At 64.4% G+C, this 18566-nt stretch carries 18 protein-coding genes; 14 read left to right on the top strand and 4 right to left on the bottom strand.

The genetic code is table 11. From position 1 onward, the window contains the following. Window positions 1–14: 14 nt before the first annotated feature. A complete protein-coding gene (locus WH367_RS09115; protein WP_339535633.1) occupies window positions 15–914 on the bottom strand; it encodes a LysR family transcriptional regulator in 900 nt (299 codons plus the stop codon). A gap of 80 nt (window positions 915–994) precedes the next feature. On the opposite strand from WH367_RS09115, the gene WH367_RS09110 reads away from it, so the two are divergent. Genes WH367_RS09110 through WH367_RS09100 form a run of 3 tightly spaced genes read left to right on the top strand, consistent with a single transcriptional unit; the run spans window position 995 to window position 3756 of the window. Further along, window positions 995–2380, top strand: coding sequence for an acyclic terpene utilization AtuA family protein (locus WH367_RS09110; RefSeq protein WP_339535631.1), 1386 nt, complete (start codon window positions 995–997; stop codon window positions 2378–2380). Beyond that, window positions 2377–2763: an AtuA-related protein gene (locus WH367_RS09105; RefSeq protein WP_339535629.1), complete on the top strand. Its 387-nt coding sequence runs from the start codon at window positions 2377–2379 to the stop codon at window positions 2761–2763. The genes WH367_RS09110 and WH367_RS09105 overlap by 4 nt, the downstream gene beginning before the upstream one ends. Before the next feature lie 21 nt (window positions 2764–2784). Further along, a complete protein-coding gene (locus tag WH367_RS09100; RefSeq protein ID WP_339535628.1) occupies window positions 2785–3756 on the top strand; it encodes a Bug family tripartite tricarboxylate transporter substrate binding protein in 972 nt (323 codons plus the stop codon). Window positions 3757–3792: 36 nt separating this feature from the next. Here WH367_RS09100 and WH367_RS09095 read toward each other — a convergent pair whose 3' ends face one another. Beyond that, window positions 3793–4713: a LysR substrate-binding domain-containing protein gene (locus WH367_RS09095; protein WP_312987974.1), complete on the bottom strand. Its 921-nt coding sequence runs from the start codon at window positions 4711–4713 to the stop codon at window positions 3793–3795. Between the two features lie 219 nt (window positions 4714–4932). Between WH367_RS09095 and WH367_RS09090 the strand changes: the two genes are divergently transcribed. From WH367_RS09090 to WH367_RS09050, 9 genes are all read left to right on the top strand, one after another. Further along, the gene (locus tag WH367_RS09090) at window positions 4933–5967 is read left to right on the top strand and encodes an ABC transporter substrate-binding protein (protein ID WP_339535626.1); all 1035 of its coding nucleotides are present in this window, start codon (window positions 4933–4935) and stop codon (window positions 5965–5967) included. Between the two features lie 212 nt (window positions 5968–6179). After that, window positions 6180–7232 carry an ABC transporter ATP-binding protein gene (locus tag WH367_RS09085; protein ID WP_021028163.1) on the top strand — a complete coding sequence of 351 codons (1053 nt, stop codon included), beginning with the start codon at window positions 6180–6182 and terminating at the stop codon, window positions 7230–7232. 25 nt (window positions 7233–7257) lie between these two features. After that, the gene (locus WH367_RS09080; protein ID WP_339535811.1) at window positions 7258–8088 is read left to right on the top strand and encodes an ABC transporter permease; all 831 of its coding nucleotides are present in this window, start codon (window positions 7258–7260) and stop codon (window positions 8086–8088) included. A 3-nt stretch (window positions 8089–8091) separates the two neighbouring features. Then, on the top strand, window positions 8092–8886 hold the full coding sequence (locus WH367_RS09075; RefSeq protein ID WP_021028165.1) for an ABC transporter permease: 795 nt from the start codon (window positions 8092–8094) through the stop codon (window positions 8884–8886). Between the two features lie 9 nt (window positions 8887–8895). Then, on the top strand, window positions 8896–10038 hold the full coding sequence (locus WH367_RS09070; RefSeq protein WP_339535623.1) for an NAD(P)/FAD-dependent oxidoreductase: 1143 nt from the start codon (window positions 8896–8898) through the stop codon (window positions 10036–10038). Further along, complete coding sequence (locus WH367_RS09065) at window positions 10028–10369, top strand: (2Fe-2S)-binding protein (protein WP_339535621.1); 342 nt, start codon at window positions 10028–10030, stop codon at window positions 10367–10369. Before WH367_RS09070 ends, WH367_RS09065 begins: the two co-directional genes overlap by 11 nt. Then, complete coding sequence (locus WH367_RS09060) at window positions 10362–11759, top strand: FAD/NAD(P)-dependent oxidoreductase (RefSeq protein ID WP_339535619.1); 1398 nt, start codon at window positions 10362–10364, stop codon at window positions 11757–11759. Before WH367_RS09065 ends, WH367_RS09060 begins: the two co-directional genes overlap by 8 nt. Window position 11760: 1 nt before the next feature. After that, entirely contained in the window at window positions 11761–12900 is a 1140-nt protein-coding gene (locus WH367_RS09055; RefSeq protein WP_339535617.1) for an NAD(P)/FAD-dependent oxidoreductase, read from the top strand. 36 nt (window positions 12901–12936) lie between these two features. Next, a complete protein-coding gene (locus tag WH367_RS09050) occupies window positions 12937–13293 on the top strand; it encodes a RidA family protein (RefSeq protein ID WP_339535614.1) in 357 nt (118 codons plus the stop codon). A gap of 65 nt (window positions 13294–13358) precedes the next feature. On the opposite strand, the gene WH367_RS09045 is transcribed toward WH367_RS09050, so the two are convergent. After that, window positions 13359–14054 (bottom strand): glutathione binding-like protein, encoded by a 696-nt coding sequence (locus tag WH367_RS09045; protein WP_116925501.1) that lies wholly within the window; start codon window positions 14052–14054, stop codon window positions 13359–13361. 86 nt (window positions 14055–14140) lie between these two features. After that, window positions 14141–14701, bottom strand: a complete 561-nt coding sequence (locus WH367_RS09040; protein ID WP_339535612.1) for a DUF1439 domain-containing protein — start codon at window positions 14699–14701, stop codon at window positions 14141–14143. A gap of 348 nt (window positions 14702–15049) precedes the next feature. Between WH367_RS09040 and WH367_RS09035 the strand changes: the two genes are divergently transcribed. Together WH367_RS09035 and WH367_RS09030 are read left to right on the top strand one after the other, a co-directional pair. Then, a complete protein-coding gene (locus WH367_RS09035; RefSeq protein WP_021028173.1) occupies window positions 15050–16666 on the top strand; it encodes an ABC transporter substrate-binding protein in 1617 nt (538 codons plus the stop codon). Window positions 16667–16794: 128 nt separating this feature from the next. Next, window positions 16795–18411 carry an ABC transporter substrate-binding protein gene (locus WH367_RS09030; protein ID WP_339535809.1) on the top strand — a complete coding sequence of 539 codons (1617 nt, stop codon included), beginning with the start codon at window positions 16795–16797 and terminating at the stop codon, window positions 18409–18411. Window positions 18412–18566: the final 155 nt, after the last annotated feature.

Below are 18566 nucleotides of genomic sequence, written 5' to 3'. Positions count from 1 at the left end.
GAGTGTAGAGGGCCTCAAGCAATATGGGAGAAATCTGGGCGTTTTTGTTGCATTAATTGGTACAGCGCCTGGGCCGCCATCGACAGCTGCGGCTCGCGCCTGCGCACCAGGTAGATCTGGCGGTCCATGCCGGGCAGATGCAGCGGCCGGGTGACCAGGCCAGGCTGCGCAAAGTGAAACAAGCTGAGGGCCGGCACCACGCTGATGCCCAGACCGGCCTTGACCAGGCCCATCACGGTGGCGAGCTGCTCGACCTCCACCAGGGTCTGCATGGCCTGCGGGAAAAAGGCGGCATCCAGGTACTGGCGCACGCTGCTGTGCCGGGCCAGGTGCACAAAGGGCCAGGCCGCCAGGTCGGACAGCAGCACCTCGTCCAGCGCGGCCAGTGGGTGGTCGGCCGGGCAGACCAGGTGAAAGCGGTCACTGCAAAAGGGCTCGGCGCGCAAATCGGGCGTGTCGGCGCGGATGGCGGCCAGCGCAAAGTCGGCGTCGCCATTGGCCACGGCGGCAATGCAGGGCTCGGACAACACATCGAAGACCTGCAGCTGCACACCGGGGTGCTGGCCGGCAAAGCTGCGCAGCACCGGCGGCAGCCAGCCAGCGGCCAGCGACGGCAGCAGCGCAACGGCGACCCGGCCCTGGACGAGCTGGGCGGTAGCGCGCATCGCTTTTTCGCAGGCGGCAAATTCGGCCGCGATGCGCTGGGCCGACAACAGAAACTGCTCGCCCTCGGGCGTCAGCAGCACATGCCGGGTGCTGCGCTCGAACAGGCGCAGGCCCACCGTGGTCTCCAGCGCGCGGATGAGGGCGCTGAAAGCTGGCTGGGACAGGTGGCAGAGGCTGGCGGCCCGGGTGAAGTTCTTCTGGCTGGCCAGCGCCAGAAAGGCCTGGATGTCGCGTTGGGATAGATTCATTTGTAATGCAGATTAATCGATCTTAATTATCGATTTCACAACATAGAACCTCTTTTCTATAGTGGGCTGCAGGAGATGCTATGCAGACAGACAAGACAGCGCCCGCAGCCATGCTGATTGGCTGCGCGGCTGGTTTTTCAGGCGACCGGGTGGATGCGGCAGCGCCGGTGGTGCAGGCCCTGGTGGCCTTGCAGCAGCCCGCGTTTCTGATTTTTGAAACGCTGGCCGAGCGCACGCTGGCGCTGGCCCAACTGGCCCGGCGCGACGACCCCGAGGCCGGCTACGAGCCCTTGCTGCTCGAGCTGCTGCGCCCGGTGCTGGCCGACTGCCTGGCGCACCGCATCCGCATCGTTAGCAATTTTGGCGCGGCCAACCCGCAAGGCGCCGCCCGTGCCATTGCCGCGCTGGCGCGCAGCCTGGGCCTGCGCGCGCCGCGTATTGCCGTGGTGCAGGGCGATGACCTGAGCGGCCCGGCCCACCGGCCCATGCTGGCCCAGGCGCTGGGTGCGCAGATGCCCGAGCAGCCGCTGGTCAGCGCCAATGCCTATATTGGTGCGCGGCCGATTGCCGAGGCCTTGCTGGCAGGCGCCGATATCGTGGTCTGCGGCCGGGTGGCCGACCCCTCGCTGGTGCTGGGCCCGGCGATGGCGCATTTTGGCTGGGCCTGGGACGACTGGGACCGCCTGGCCCGCGCGACGATGGCTGGGCATCTGCTGGAATGCGGCACCCAGGTGAGCGGCGGCTATTTCGCCGACCCCGGCTACAAGGAGGTGCCGGGCATGGACCAGCTGGGCTACCCGATCGCCGAGATCGACGACAGCGGCAACTGCAGCATCTTCAAGCCCGAGGGCACCGGCGGCTGCATCACCACCGCGACCGTCAAGGAGCAGCTGCTCTACGAGATCCACGACCCCCGTGGCTACCTGACCCCCGATGTGGTGGCCGACATCAGCCAGGCCCAGGTGCGGGCCGAGGGCGAGAACCGCGTGCGGCTGGAGGGCGTCATCGGCCATCCACGCCCCGAGGCGCTCAAGGTTAACACCTGCTATGCCTCGGGCTGGTTTGCCGAGGCCGAGATTTCCTACGCCGGCCCGCGTGCGGCCGAGCGGGCGCGCCTGGCGGCGCAGACCGTCGCCCAGCGCCTTGAGGGCATTGCACCACTGCGCAGCGATCTGATTGGGGTCACCAGCGTCTGGGGCAACGATGCCAGCGACTGGCTGGCCGGTGCCGACCTGTCTGCCGCATCGCCCGATGTACGCCTGCGCATGGCCTGGCAGCATGCCGACAAGGCCACCGCTGCGCGCCTGCCGCGCGAGATCAATGCGCTGTACTGCTGCGGGCCCGCCGGTGGCGGTGGCGTGCGCAGCCATATGCGCCAGCGCCTGGGCATGGTGTCCTGCCTGGTGCCCCAAGCCTTGATTGCCACCGGCTTTACCTGGGCCGCGCAAGAGGAGGCTGCCGCATGAACGACCACATCACCGTCCCGCTCTACCGCCTGGCCCATGGGCGCACCGGCGACAAGGGCAACCGCTCCAACATCAGCGTGATCGCCTGGCATCCCGCGCTGTGGGAGGTCATCTGTGCGCAAGTTACCGAAGCGGCCGTGGCCGCGCTCTTTGCCGACCGCCAGCCGAGCCAGGTGCAGCGCTATCTGCTGCCCCAGCTGCAGGCGATGAACCTGGTGCTCGACGAGGTGCTGGACGGCGGCGTCAACGACGCGCTGAACCTCGACAGCCATGGCAAGACCCTGTGCTTTCGCGTGCTGCAAATGCCGATCGTGCTGCCAGCGCATTTGCAGGCCCATCTGCTAGGGCCGGCCGATGCGGCCATCCCAGCCACCACTGAATAAGAAACCAACCGGAGACAAAAGATGAAATTTTCCACCCGCCGCCACCTGCTGGCCTGTGCCACGGCCCTGGCCATCAGCCCGCTGGCTTTTGCGCAAGCGAGCTTTCCATCCAAACCCATTACCTTTGTCGTGCCCTTTGCGGCCGGCAGCGCCACCGACCAGCTGGCGCGTGCGCTGGGCCAGGCGGTGACCGAGCAGACGCACCAGCCGGTGATCGTCGAGAACAAGGCCGGTGCCAGCGGCATGATTGCGGCGCAGGCGGTGGCCAAGGCCCCGGCCGATGGCTACACGGTGCTGATCACTACCAACACCACGCATGCGGCCAATATCCACCTCTACCGCAAGCTGTCCTACGACCCGGTCAAGGACTTCACGCCCATCACCGGCCTGGGCAAGGGCGGCCAGGTGCTGGTGGTGCCGGCCAATGCGCCTTACCAGTCAGTGGGCGATCTGCTGGCCTATGCCAAGGCCAACCCCGGCAAGCTCAGCTTTGGCAGCGGCAGCTCGTCCAGCCGGGTCGCTGGCGAGATGCTCAAGCAGCTGGCCGATGTGGACATCCTGCATGTGCCCTACAAGAGCAACCCGCTGGCCATCACCGACCTGCTGGGCGGCCAGATCAACCTGATGATCACCGACGTCTCCACCGGCGTGCCGCAGATCAAGGCGGGCAAGCTGCGCGCACTGGGCTATTCCACGCAAAAGCGCAGCGCCCAGCTGCCCGATGTGCCCACCATTGCCGAGGCCGGGGTGAAGGGCTATGACATGGGCTACTGGTTTGCCGCCTATGCCCCTGCCAATGTGCCCGCTGCCGTCAGCGCCAAGCTCAACCAGCTGCTGGGCCAGGCCGTCGGCAGTGCCGCTGCCAAGTCCTTCTTCGAGATGTCGGGCTCCGACCCCTGGACGACGAGCCCGGCCGAGCTGGCGCAGTTCCAGGCGGCCGAGACCACCAAATGGGGGCAGGTGATCAAGGCAGCCGGCATCACGCCGGAATAAACCGGTTCCCATCCGCAGGCACTGCCCAAACGCTGCTTAAAGAATCCAGCGTTTGGGCAGCATGCGCTTGATCTCCGCCTTGGCCAGGTCGATGAAGGGCTTGAGCACCAGGGTGGAGGCATGGCGGTTGGAGACCACCATCGAGTACTCGCAGGGGACAGCGGGCTCGAACAGCACAAACTTCACATCGGGCCCGTGGTAGCTGCAGGCCGTCAGCGGGTCGATGATCGCCAGGCCGGCGCCGGCCTCGACCAGCTTGATGGCGGCGTACGAGATCTGGGTCTCGATGTTCACGCGGCGCTGCACGCGGTTGACGAGGAACAGGCTGTCGAGCTTGGCGCGGGTCTCCATCATCGTGGGCAGCGACACCAGGGGCTCGTCGACAAAGTCGACCGGTGACAGGCTGGTCTTGCGCGCCAGCTTGTGGCCGGCGGGCACGGCGACGACCAATTTGCCGATCACCAAGGTCTCCAGGCCCTTGAAGCGGGTGTGGTCGGGCGAGAGCATCACAAAGCCGATATCGCAGCGCTCGGCCTGGACCATGTCCAGCGCGGCCGGCGAGGCCTGCATGTGCAAGGTGACCAGGGTCTCGGGGAACTGGGCGCTGAACTTGGCAATGGCGCTGGGCAGGAACGAGGTCGCCATCGCCGGCGCGGCCGTCACCTCCAGCCGCTGCAGACGCCGAAAGCGCACGTTCTCGGAGATGTTGCGGATACGCTCGATGCCCATCAGCGCCTGGTGCACGTCTTCGAGCAGCAAGGTCGCCGCCGACGTCGGCTGCAGCCGGCTTTTGACCCGCTCGAACAGCGGCATGCCGATGCGCGCCTCGAATTCGGCGATCAGCCGTGTCACCACCGGCTGGGTCACCTCCAGCGACTGGGCCGCTGCGGTGACCGAGCGGCGCAGCATCAGCGCCCGAAAGGCTTCGAGATGGCGCAGTGTGATCTTCTTATCCATGTTGTAAAGACATGAGTTAATGGCCTAATGCAATCGAATAGTCTACAAAATTACTAATTTTGTAGTTATTTCAATGGTTTATCGATTGAGAAATTTCCATCCCATAAAGGCATTGAAGCAGGAATTCACCGATTCAATTTTGCCTGCAGATGCCTATCATTGGCTACCAGACAGATTGAATTCCACTTGGTTCCACGCTACTTTCTGGAGGTAATTTCGATGACCGTATCCCGTCTGGCTCTCTCTCTGGCCGCTGCCTTTGCTGCCACCGCTGGCATTACCCATGCTGAAGACATCTATGTCGGTGGCTATGGCGGCTCGACCGAGACCGCCTTCAAGCAAAAGATCATTCCCGCCTATGAGAAGCTGACCGGCAACAAGGTCATCTACGTGCCTGGCAACTCCACCGACACCCTGGCCAAGCTGCAGGCCGAAAAGAACAACCCCCAGTACGACGTGGCGCTGATGGACGACGGCCCGATGGAGCAGGCGGTGCAGTTCGGTTTCTGCGGCGATATCGAGGCCGCACCGGTCTACAACGACCTCTACCCCATGGCCAAGACGGCGGGCAACAAGTCGCTGAACCTGGGCGTCATCGCCACCGGCCTGTTCTACAACGAAGAAGCCTTCAAGAAGGCCGGCTGGGCCGCTCCCACGTCGTGGAATGACCTGAAAGACAAGAAATTCAAGAGCAAGACCGTGATCCCGCCGATCAACAACGGCTACGGTTTGCAGACCCTGCTGATGTTTGCTGAGATGAACGGCGGCGGCGCGAGCAATATCGACCCTGGTTTCCAGGCGCTGATCAAGGAAGTGGGCCCCAATGTGCTGGCCTGGGAGCCGTCGCCGGGCAAGATGACCGAGCTGTTCCAGAACGGCGATGCCGTCATCGGTGTCTGGGGCAGCGGCCGCGTCAAGGCGCTGGCCGATACCGGCTTTCCCGTGAAGTTCGTCTACCCCAAGGAAGGCGCGTTTGCGCTGTTCACCTCCGTCTGCCCCGTTGCCAAGAAGCAGCCCAAGGCTGGCGCGCAGAAGTTCGTGCAGTTCCTCTACACGCCCGAGTCGCAAACGGCGCTCGCCGAGACCCAGGCCTGGGGCCCCATGAACAGCAAGGTCAAGTTGGATGAGAAGGTCGCCAAGCAAGTGCCTTATGGCCCCGAGCAGATCGCCCAGTTGAAGACCGTGGACTACAAGATTGTCAACGTCAAGCGCTCCGAATGGACCAATCGCTGGAACCGCACCGTCGAGCGTTAAGAGTCACTCACACAAGCCTTGATACTTCGTTGCAAAGCCTTGTCGTACCTCTTGTACTGCCTGCGGCTTTGCGCCTCGTCTCAAGGGCCGTGTGAGCGCCTCTCATTCATCCCTGGCCTCCTTGCCAGGACGCCAGGGATAGGCGTTAAGCCAGCCGCCCTACACAGGCCTGCCGCGCCGTCCCACGCGGGCCGCAGGCCCCGGAGTTTCACATGAGTTTTCTACGTATCGAGGGCCTCGCCAAGAGGTTCGGGGATTTTGTTGCCGTCAAGGACTTCCACCTGGATGTCCAGCGCGGTGAGTTCGTGTCGCTGCTGGGCCCTTCGGGCTGCGGCAAGACAACCACCTTGCAGATGATTGCCGGCTTTCTGGACCCCAGCCAGGGCCGCATTGTGCTGGACGGCAAGGACATCACCCAGCTGCGCCCCGAGCAGCGCGGCATGGGCGTGGTGTTCCAGAGCTATGCGCTCTTTCCCCACATGACGGTGGAGCAGAACATCTCCTTTGGTCTGGAGATGCGCAAGCTCAGCCGCGATGTCGTGCAGCAGCGGATTCAGGATGCGCTGGCGCTGGTGCGCCTGCATGGGCTCGGCGCCCGTTACCCGCGTGAACTCTCCGGTGGCCAGCGCCAGCGTGTGGCCATTGCCCGCGCCTTGGCGATCCAGCCCGAGGTGCTGCTGCTCGATGAACCCATGTCCAACCTGGACGCCAAGCTACGCCAGGAAATGCATGTCGAGATGCGCGCCATCCAACGCCAGCTGGGCATCACCACCATCTTGGTGACACACGACCAGGTCGAGGCGATGACGATGAGCGACCGCATTGCGGTGATGCACAACGGCCAGATCGCCCAGGTCGATTCGCCCCAGCAGATCTACGACAAGCCCAGCTGCGACTTTGCCTCGGTGTTCCTGGGCAAGACCAACCGCTTCGAAGGCCAGGCCCAAAGCCGCGAGACCGTGAAGATTGGCGACATGGTGCTGGGCGCGCCCAGCCCGGTGGCCAGCGGCCCGGTCGTGGTCTACCTGCGGCCCGAACGCATCGAGGTGGCCCCGGCCGGCCAGGGCGGCCTGCCCGGCACGATCAAGACCTTGCTGTTCCTGGGCAGCCAGTGGGTGGTCAATGTCAGCACTGCGTTGGGCGACATCCACATCAGCCTGCCCAATGCACGCCGCGCTGCGCTGCATGAGGGCGACGAGGTCACGCTGAACTGGGCCCCCGACGATGTGCGCGTGCTGACCCAGCAGGAGGCCAGCCGTGGATAGCAAGAACCGCTGGAAACCCTGGGCCATGTCCGGCCCCGGCCTGCTGGTCTTTGTGACCATGCTGCTGGCGCCGCTGGCCTTGACCGCCATCCTGTCGCTCAATGTCTTCAACGGCATGGAAGGCATCCAAAACGTCTATTCGCTGAAGAACTACCTGGAGATCTTCAGCGACAGCTACTACCTGGAGATCTTTGGCCGCACCGCCCTGATGTCGGCCATCGTCACCGTGCTCTGCGTGGTGCTGGGTGTGCCCGAGACCATCATCATCTCCCGCATGCGGGGCCGCTGGCGCGGTGTGTTTCTGCTGATCATCCTCGCGCCCCTGCTGATCTCAGTGGTGGTGCGTACCCTGGGCTGGTCCATCCTGATGGGCAACAACGGCCTGATCAACAAGGGCCTGATGCTGTTCCACATCATCGACGAACCACTGCGCCTGGCCTTCACGATGACGGGCGTGACGATTGCCATGGTGCATGTGATGGTGCCCTTCATGGTGATCTCCGTCTGGGCCTCGCTGCAAAAGCTCGACCCCCAGGTCGAGAACGCTGGCCTGTCCCTGGGCGCCAGCCAGCGCACCGTGTTCCGCCGTGTCGTGTTGCCTCAGCTGCTGCCGGGCATCCTCTCGGGCAGCATCATCGTCTTTGCGCTGTCGGCATCGGCCTTTGCCACGCCTGCACTGCTGGGCGGACGGCGCCTGAAGGTGGTGGCCACGGCCGCCTACGACGAGTTCCTCAACACCTTGAACTGGCCGCTGGGCGCTGCCATTGCCGTGGTGCTGCTGGTTGCCAATGTCGTCATCATCGTGGGCTGCAATCGCTGGATCGAGCGCCGCTTCAAAGCTGTTTTCGAGGGTTGAGCCATGCAAAAAAACAGTCCTCTGGCGCTGGTCTACCACGCGCTGTTCATCAGCTTCATTCTGGCGCCGCTGGCCGTGGTGGTGGCGGTGGCCTTTACCGACAAGGGCTTCATCTCCTTCCCCACCGATGGCCTGTCCTTGCGCTGGTTCCGCGCCATCCTCGATGCGACGGAAATCAAGTCGGCCTTCTGGTTTTCAGCCAAGCTGGGCCTGGCCTCGGCCTCGATCGCGATCGCGCTGGCGGTGCCAGCAGCGCTCGCCATCACCCGCTACCGCTTTGCCGGTCGCGAGGTGCTGATGGCCTTCTTCATGTCGCCGCTGATGATTCCGCACGTCGTGCTGGGCGCGGCCTTCCTGCGGTTTTTCAATATTGCGGGGCTATCCGGTTCGTTCTTCTGGCTCATGTTCACCCATGTGATCTGCATCATGCCCTATGCCTTGCGCATGGTGCTGGCCGCAGCCACCGGCATGAACCGCGAGATCGAGCATGCCGGCCTGTCGCTGGGCGCATCGCGCAGCACCGTCTTCATGCGCATCACCGTGCCCATGCTGATGGCCGGTATCGCAGGCGGCTGGATGCTGTCCTTCATCCAGAGCTTTGATGAGCTGACGATGACGGTGTTTGTGGCCACCCCCGGCACGATGACCTTGCCGGTCGCCATGTACAACCACATCGCCCAGACCATCGACCCGCTGGTGACCTCGGTCTCCACCGTGCTGATCGTCGGCACCCTGGTGCTGATGGTCATCCTGGACAAGCTGGTCGGCCTGGAGAAGGTTTTGATTGGCAAAGGTTGAGAGCAAAAAATGAATAACAACACACATAGCAGCGATGTCATCGTGATCGGGGGAGGCTTGGTGGGCAGTTCCGTGGCTTACGGGCTGCTGCGCCAGGGTCTGTCGGTCACGGTCATCGACGGCGCGGACGACACGATTCGCCCCTCGCGCGGCAACTTCGGCCTGGTCTGGGTGCAGGGCAAGGGCTACGGCATGGCCGACTACGCCCGCTGGAGCTTTGGCTCGGCGCGCCAGTGGCCTGCGCTGCGCGATGAGCTGCAGGCGCAGACCGGCATTGACGTCGAGCTGATGCAGCCCGGCGGCCTGCATATCTGCCTGAGCGAGGAAGAGATGGCCCAGCGCCTGGCCAAGCTCCAGTGGCTGGAGTCGGAGGTGGGCGACCCCGCCTACCGCACGACGGTGCTCAGCCGCGATGAGGCCGCCCGGCAGCTGCCGGGCCTGGGCCCCGAGGTGGTGGGCGCCACCTACTCGGCGATGGACGGCCACTGCAACCCCTTGAAGCTGCTGCGGGCGCTCTACAGCGCCAACATCGCCAAGGGCGCGCGCATCCACAACCGCATGCAGGTCGATGCGATCCGCAAGGAAGGCGGCATCTTCCACGTCAGCGCAGGCGAGCGCGCCTGGCAGGCTCCACGCATCGTGATTGCCGCCGGCCATGCGACGCAGCAGCTGTCGGCCATGGTGGGCATGTTTGTGCCGGTGCGGCCCAACAAGGGCCAGGTCTTCATCACCGAGCGGGTGCAGCCCTTTTTGCCGCACCCCACCAACTATGTGCGCCAGACCGATGAGGGCACGGTGCAGATCGGCGACTCGATGGAAGAGCTGGGCTTTGACGACATGGTGCGTGTGCCGGTCAGCGCCAAGATTGCGGCGCGCGCGGTCAAGTGCTTCCCGGTGCTGGCCAACGCCCGCGTGGTGCGCACCTGGGCGGCGCTGCGGGTGATGTCGCCCGATGGCTTCCCCATGTACCAGGAGTCGGCCAGCCACCCCGGCGCCTTTGCGGTGACCTGCCACAGCGGCGTCACGCTGGCGGCCCAGCACGTCTTTTGTATCGCCCCCTGGGTGGCCACGGGCCTGCGGCCGGCCGCCATCGAGGCATTCCCCGCGACACGATTTACGCCGGAAACGGAAGTGAAACCCTATGGCATCTAAAGCCCTTTTCAAATACCTCCCTGGCCACCAGGTCGGGGCCGCTGGCACGGTGTCGGTGCTGGTCAATGGCGCCGTGGTGCGCATGTCGCCCGCCGCCAGCCTGGCCGCTGGCCTGCTGGCAGCCGGCATCACGGCCGTGCGCGTCTCGCCCGTGGGCCAGGGTGCCCGCGCGCCTTACTGCATGATGGGCGTGTGCTTTGAGTGCATGGTCGGCGTCAACGGCCGTCCCAACCAGCAGGCCTGCCTGATCACCCCCGAAGACGGCATGGAAGTGACCACCATGCAAGCGGCGCCCAGCCTGCTGGATGCGCAGGAGGCCAAGCATGTCTAAGCCCGCTATCCCTTTGAACGATGCGCCCAGCCAGCTGCGTGACCTGGTCGTGATTGGCGCAGGCCCGGCCGGCATGGCAGCGGCCCTGGCGGCCAAGCGGCGCGGCCTGGATGTGCTGCTGCTCGACGAGCAACCCCAGGTGGGCGGCCAGATCTACCGCAGCATCACCGAGACCGATGCCCAGCGCGAGCGCATCCTCGGCTCCGACTATGTCTACGGCAAATCGTTGGCCGAGCAGATCCGCGCCAGTGGCCTGACGCATTGGGCCGGTGCCTCGGTCTGGCAGATCGACCCCGACAAGACCGTGCATGTGCTGCGCAATGACCGCACCACCCGCATCGAAACCAAGTCGCTGGTGATCGCCACCGGCGCGATGGAGCGGCCCTTCCCCGTGCCGGGCTGGACCCTGCCCGGGGTGATGACCGCCGGTGCTGGCCAGATTTTGCTCAAGAACGCCGCGGTGGTGCCCCAGGTGCCCGTGGTGCTGGCCGGCTGCGGCCCCTTGCTCTACCTGCTGGCGGCGCAGTACCTGCGCGCCGGTGTGGACATCCGTGCGGTGCTCGATACGTCCGCGGGCACCGACTGGCGTTTGGCGATCCGCCATGCCTCGTCGCTGCTGGCCGGCTGGGGCTATGTGCGCAAGGGCCTGGGCCTGCTGCGCGAGATCAAGTCGGCCGGCATTCCGTTTTTCAAGGATGTGGGTGGCTTGCGCATCGAGGGCGATGACGCCGTGCGCCAGGTGCGCTTTAGCAGCGCGGGCCGGGCCCAGCAGATCGATTGCGAGCTGGTGCTGCTGCACCAGGGCGTGGTGCCCAACACCCAGGTGTCCTGGTCCTTGCGCGCCGAGCACCATTGGGACGATGAGCAGCTGTGCTGGGTGCCCGTGCTGGATAGCTGGGGCCAGACCAGCCTGCCGGGCATCTATATCGCCGGTGACGGCGCCGGCATTGGCGGCGCGCTGGTGGCCGAGATGCAAGGTGCCTTGGCCGGCATTGGCGTGGCCAACAGCCTGGGCTTTGGCGCGAGCGAAGACGGTGCCCAGCAGCGCGCCCAGATCGCGCAGCATCTGCGCATCCGCCCCTTCCTGAACCAGCAGTACCGGCCCAAGGACGAGTTCCGCATTCCGGCCGACGAGGTCGTGGTCTGCCGCTGCGAAGAGGTGACTGCCGGCGCGATCCGCGAGCAGGTGCAGCTGGGCTGCGTGGGCCCGAACCAGACCAAGTCCTTCAGCCGCTGCGGCATGGGGCCCTGCCAGGGCCGCCAATGTGGTTTGACGGTGACCGAGATCATCGCCAAGGAAGCCAATTTGCCGCCGCAGGACGTGGGCTACTACCGCATCCGTCCGCCGCTCAAGTCGCTGTCGCTGGCCCAGCTGGCCGCAGGTGTGTGACATGGCCGGCATAGCCAGCCCGGCATCGGGCAGCAGCGATGTGCTGGTGATCGGGGGCGGGCTGCAAGGCCTGTCCAGCGCCTTCCAGCTGGCCAAGGCAGGCCTCAGCGTGCGCCTGCTGGAGGCCGAGTACTGCGGCCGCCATGCCTCCGGCGTCAATGCCGGTGGCGTGCGCACCCTGGGCCGCCATGTGGCCGAGATTCCGCTGGCGCTGGCGGCACGCGAGCAGCTCTGGCATGGCCTGGCCGACATCATCGGCAGCGACGGCGGTTTTGTACCCTCGGGCCAGCTGCAGGTGGCCGAGAACGAGGCCGATGAGATCAAGGCCAAGGCGCGCGTGGCCATGCTCAACGGCCTGGGTTTTTTCCATGAGCAATGGGTGGACCAGCAGCAGGTGCGCGCGTTGGTGCCCAGCATCTCGCCCCATGTGGTGGGCGGCATCTGGGCCGACCGCGATGGCTATGCGCTGCCCTACAAGGTGGCCACCGCCTACCGCCTGGCGGCAGAGAAGCTGGGCGTGCAGATCGTCGAGCAGGCGCCTGTGCTGCGGGTCGACCAGCAAAGCGGCATGTGGCAGGCCAGCACCGCTCAGGGCGCGTTCCATGCGCCCTGGCTGGTCAACACCGCAGGCGCCTGGGCGGCAGATTTTGCCGCGCAGGTGGGCGACCCGGTGCCGATGGTGGCCGGCGGCCTGATGCTGATGGTGACCCAGCGCGTGGCGCCCTTTGTCAAACCGGTGCTGGGCGCGATGGGCCGGCCGCTGTCGTTCAAGCAGTTCGACAATGGCACGGTGGTGATTGGTGGCGGCCTGCGCTGCGAGGCCGACGCCAGCCAACGCCATGCGATGGTCGACCTCAACCGCATGCCCAAGAGCGCGCAGACCGTCATCGACCTGTTCCCGCATCTGCGCGATGTGAGCATTGCACGGGCCTGGACCGGTATCGAGGGCTTTATGCCTGACGAGATTCCGGTCATCAGCCCCAGTGCCAGTGCTGATAACCTCGTGCATGCCTTTGGCTTCTCTGCCCATGGCTTTGAGCTCAGTCCGATTACCGGCTGCATTGTGGCCGAGCTGGTGACCCAGGGCACCAGCAGCTTGCCGATTTCGGCGTTTCGTGTGGACCGCTTTGCTACTGCCTAGCTGCAGCGGTCGTATTTTTATCTCAGGGAGTAAATGATGAGCAACGACATCCAACGTATCGACAGCAATGAACGCCTCAGCCGCATCGTTGTGCACGGCGGCGTGGTCTATGTGGCCGGCGTCACCGCTGGCGACATCTCGGGCGACATTGGCGCCCAGACCCGCGACGTGCTGGCCAAGATCGACGGCTACCTGCAAACAGCCGGCACCAGCAAGTCGCGCCTGCTGACGGTGCAGATCTGGCTCAAGGACATCGACAAGGATTTTGCCGGCATGAACCAGGTCTGGGGCGAATGGGCCGACAAGGCCAATATGCCCACCCGCGCGACCTGCGAAGCCAAGCTGGCCCGTCCCGAGCTGCTGGTCGAAATCATTGTGAGCGCAGCCGTTTAAGCGTCTGCCACACAGCAAAATGCCAGCCCTCGGGCTGGCATTTTTTTGCTTAAAAGCAAAGCAGATCAGGGGATCAGCAAACCGCGCTGCACGGCCGGGCGTTGCAGCCAGTGGCTGAGCACACGGCTGACTTCGGGGTACTGGCCCCAGCCGATCAGGGCCTCGGCGTTGTAGCGCACGATCATGTTGCGGATCCAGGGGAAGATAGCGATATCGGCAATCGTGTAGGTATCACCGGCCACCCATTCCTTACCAGCCAGGTGCTTGTTCAGGACGGTCAGCAGGCGCTTGGATTCGTCCACATAGCGGGTCAGGGGGCGCTTGTCTTCAAAATCCTTGCCGGCAAAGATGTTGAAGAAACCGACCTGGCCAAACATCGGGCCGATGCCGCCCATCTGGAACATCAGCCACTGCAGGGTCTCGTAACGCTTCACCGGGTCCTGCGGCAGGAACATGCCGGTCTTCTCGGCCAGGTAGACCATGATGGCGCCGGACTCGAACAGTGCAATCGCCTGGCCGCCGGGACCATTGGGGTCGATGATGGCCGGGATCTTGTTGTTCGGGAAGGTGCCGACAAACTCGGGCGAGGTCTGGTCATTGCTCTCGAAGCTGATCTTGTGCACTTCATAGGGCATGCCCAGCTCCTCGAGCAGGATGGAGACCTTGACGCCATTGGGTGTGGGCAGCGAATACAGCTGCAGCAGATCAGGCCGGGTGGCCGGCCATTTGCGGGTGATACTGAAATCGGCAAGGGTGCTCATGGGGATCTCTCCAAACAATAGGCAGGCGGCTTGCAGGTGTGCGCCTTGCCAGCAGCATAAAGCAGATTGGGCGCGGGCCTGTCGGCCTACTTCGCGTCCTGGGGCTTCACAAATTCGATGCGCAGGCCCTCGGCCGTCACCTTGAAGGTGGCCGGCAGCTCGGCCGCCTTGTCCAGGCGCTCCAGGTCCTCCTGGCGCAAGCTGTGCACGACCACATCCTCCATCGCATGCTCGGCCGCGCGCGGCGCGTAGGCCTGCAGCATCACCTCCATCGCCTCGGGCAGGCCGGTCATCTGCAGCGACTGCACCTGCACCTGGGTGGCACGCAGGCTGTGGTCGGCCGGCGAGTAGCGCAGTGCAAAGTCCAGCACCATGGTGCCGTCCAGGCGGTGGGGCAGCACCTTGCCCGACATCTCGGCGCGCATCGTCGCCTGGATGCGGTTGGTCTCGGGCAGCAGCTGCAGGCTGGGGGCCTGCACATCGAGCTGCAAGAGGCCAAGCAGCGGATAGGAGCGGGGGAAGGACTTGGCCACGATGGTCTGCAGCTCAGCGGCAGACAGGGTGTAGCTGGGTGGGGCAAGCAAGGAGCAGGCGGCCAGCATGCTGGCGGCAAACAGGCTGGAGGCCAAAAAAAGGCGGCGGCGCATAGGGGTTGGAAAGCGTATTGGCAGGGGGCGGGTGGATGCGCATCGTACCGATCAGACGGCGTTACGCGTGCTGGATTTTCCCACCCGCAGGGATCGCATTGTTGCGCAGCTTGCATAACATTGTGTGCTGCACGAACAATGTCAGCAAAAGATGGCCCATCTCCTTGTTTTATTGGGGTAAATGCCCACTTTTCACGGGCTGCGTGAGCGTGAGCAGATGTCATTTCGTGTGAGAATTCGCAGGCTTTCCGGCTGCGGACGATGGCGCGCGCTGGTGCGCGATGGTCCCGCTTCCCGGTTCGAAAGCGCTGCCTGCTGGCAGTGCTAGCCAAGATCCCAAGGACAGACATGAATTTCGCATTGAACAAGCGCGCCCTGGCGCTGGTGGGTGCCTCGCTCATTGGCGCAGCCCACGCCCAACACCTGACCATTGCGCTGGCTTCCGAGCCCACAGCGGCCGATCCCCACTACCACAAGATGACGACGAACGACTCGTTCTCGGCGCATGTCTATGACTCGCTGGTGGGCCGCACCGCCAGCATGGAGCTGGTGCCCTCGCTGGCCACCTCGTGGAAGAACCTGGACGACCTGACCTGGGAGTTCAAGCTGCGCAAGGATGTGAAGTTCTCCAACGGCGCGCCCTTCACCTCGCAGGACGTGCTGTTCACCATCTGCCGCACGTTGAACAACGAGACCAATGTCTCGCAGTCGTACATGGATACGACCAAGCTGATCACCGACGTGCAGACCCCCGATGACCTGACCGTGATCGTCAAGACCGCCGAGCCCGTGCCGCTGATCCCGGCCGAGTTTGCGCGCAACCTGCCCATCATCTCCAGCAGCATCATCAAGCACGACAAGCTCAAGTTCGCGCCCAAGGAAGGCTGCGGCTACAAGGGCCCCTGGCCCACGGTGGCCGACTTCAACAGCGGCAAGATGGCCATTGGCACCGGCCCCTTCAAGCTCAAGTCCTATGTGAAGGGCAATGCCATCACCTTGGAGCGCAATGACGGCTACTGGGGCCCCAAGCCTGCATGGCAGACCGTCAAGATGGTGGCCGTGCCCAATGCCGGCCCGCGCCTGACCGGCCTGATGTCCGGTGACTACGACCTGATCGAGAACCCGGCCGCCCGCGACCTGGCCCGCATCAAGGAAGACAAGAAGCTGGCCTTTGTCGCCACGCCGTCTACCCGCCTGGTGTTCTTCCAGCCCGACATCGGCCGCGACAAGTCGCCCTTTGTGACTGCGCCCGACGGCAAGAACCCGCTGCAGGACCTGCGCGTGCGCAAGGCCATCAACATGGCCATCGACCGCAAGGCCATCGTGCAGCGCCTGATGGACGGCATGGCCACCCCCGCCTACCAGTACATGCCCGATGGCATGTTTGGCGGCCTGGCCAAGGCCCCCGAGATCAAGTTCGACCCCGAAGGCGCCAAGAAGCTGCTGGCTGAAGCCGGCTACCCCAACGGTTTCGAGATGACCCTGTCGTCGACGAACGACCGCTACATGAACGATGCGCAGATCTCGCAGGCCGTCGCGCAGTACCTCACCCGCATCGGCATCAAGACCAAGGTCGATGCGATGACCGCCTCGATCTACTTCCCCAAGCGCGCCAAGCGTGAGTTCAGCTTCCCGATGGGTGGCTGGCCTTCGGAGAACGGCGAAGCCTCGGGCCTGTTCCAGCTGTGGGTGACCAGCACTGACTCGCCCAAGGGCCTGGGCACCAGCAACTACGGCGCGTTCAGCAATGCCGATTTCGACAAGGTCTACATCCCGGCTGCGAAGACGGTGGACCCGGTCAAGCGCAAGGCCATGCTGGAGCAGGCCACGCAGATCGCGCTGGACAACGTGCCGCTGATCCCGCTGCACTTCGAGAGCAGCATCTGGGCCTTCAAGAAAGAGCTGAGCTACGAAGGCCGCCGCGACCAGTACACGCTGGCCACATCGGTCAAGCCCGCCAAGTAAGCAAGGTGCTTGCGGCAGCCGGGGTCTTGCACCCCGGCGTGGGCGATGAGAAATAGGTAGTGGCACGGCACTTGCATTGCCCTACGAGGCTTTTAACCAAGGAGGAACGACCTGTGTCTACCAAGAAGATCTCGCGCCGCACACCCTTGTCGCTGGCCAGCCTGGCTGCGCTCGCCCTGCCTGCGGGCATGGCGGCAGCCCAGTCGCTGACCATCGGCCTCGCCTCCGAGCCCACCGCCGCTGACCCGCATTACCACAAGGTCACCACCAACGACGCGTTCTCGGCCCATATCTTCGAGTCGCTGATCAACCGCAATGCGCAGATGGAGCTGATCCCGGGGCTGGCCCAGTCCTGGCGCGCCATCGATGACAACACCTGGGAGCTCAAACTGCGCCAGGGTGTGAAGTTCTCCAATGGTGAGCCCTTCACCTCCAAGGATGTGCTGTTCACGCTGTGCCGCGTGCTGAACAACGAGACCAATGTCTCGCGCTCCTACATGGAGCCGGCCCAGAGCTTCAGCGATGTGCAGACGCCCGATGACTACACCGTCATCATCAAGAGCGAGCGGCCGATCCCGACGATGCCCAATGAGCTGGCGCGTTCGCTGCCCATCATCTGGAGCGGCATTGCCAAGTTCGACAAGCTGCGCTTTGCGCCCAAGGAGGGCTGCGGCGTCACCTCGCCCTGGCCCACGGTGGCCGATTTCAACACCGGCAAGCTGTCCATCGGCACGGGCCCTTACAAGCTCAAGTCCTATGTCAAGGGCACCGGTATCGAGATGGAGCGCAACGAGGGCTACTGGGGTACCAAGCCGCACTGGAAGAGCGTCAAGATGGTGCCCGTGCCCAATGCCGGCCCGCGCCTGACGGGCCTGATGTCCGGGGACTACGATGTCATCGAAAGCCCCGCTGCGCGCGACCTGCCGCGCATCAAGGACAACAGCAAGCTCGACTTTGTCGCGACGCCGTCCACCCGGCTGATCTTCTTCCAGCCGGACGCCGGCCGCGCGCAAAGCCCGTTTGCCAAGGCCGCCGATGGCAAGAACCCGCTGCAGGATTTGCGTGTGCGCCAGGCCATCAACATGGCCATTGACCGCAAGGCCATCGTGCAGCGGCTGATGGATGGCATGGCCACCGTCGCCAACCAGTACATGCCCACGGGCATGTTCGGCAGCCTCGACAAGCCCACCGAGATCAAGTTCGATCCCGAAGCCGCCAAGAAGCTGCTGGCCGAGGCCGGCTACCCGCAAGGCTTTGAGCTGACCCTGACCACCACCAATGACCGCTACATCAACGACGGCCAGATCGCGCAGGCGGTGGCCCAGTACCTGACGCGCATCGGCATCAAGACCACGGTGGATGCGCAGGCCGCAGCCATCTATTTCCCCAAGCGCGCCAAGCGCGAGTTCAGCTTTGCGATGGGCGGCTGGCCGTCGGAAAACGGCGAGGCCTCGGGCCTGTTCCAGTACTGGGTGGCCACCACCGACAAGGACAAGGGCCTGGGCACCAGCAACTACGGCGGCTTTAGCCTGCCCGCGTTTGACGAGGTGTTTGTGCCGGCCATGGGGCAGATGGACGCGAACGCGCGCAAGGCCGCCTACCAACAGGCCACGCAGATTGCGCTGGCCCATGTACCGCTGATTCCGCTGCACTTTGAGAGCAGCATCTGGGCATTCAAGAAAGGGTTGAGCTACGAAGGCCGACGCGACCAGTACACGCTGGCCATGTCGGTCAAACCGAAATAGACAGCTGGTGCCACACCGGGTGCCAAACAGGCCCGGTCCCTGGCATGGCCCGCATCCAGCTCCAGTGGTGGGGCCATGCGGGCTTTGTGATTTTGTACGCCCCACGATGAAAAGACTCCACAGAGGGCGACAACCATGCAGGTGACAGCGCATGG

The organism is Comamonas sp. MYb21 (assembly GCF_037479395.1).
Lineage (GTDB): Bacteria > Pseudomonadota > Gammaproteobacteria > Burkholderiales > Burkholderiaceae_C > Comamonas.
The sequence above is the reverse complement of the archived record's forward strand: the minus strand, read 5'-3'. Positions and strand labels throughout refer to the sequence as shown.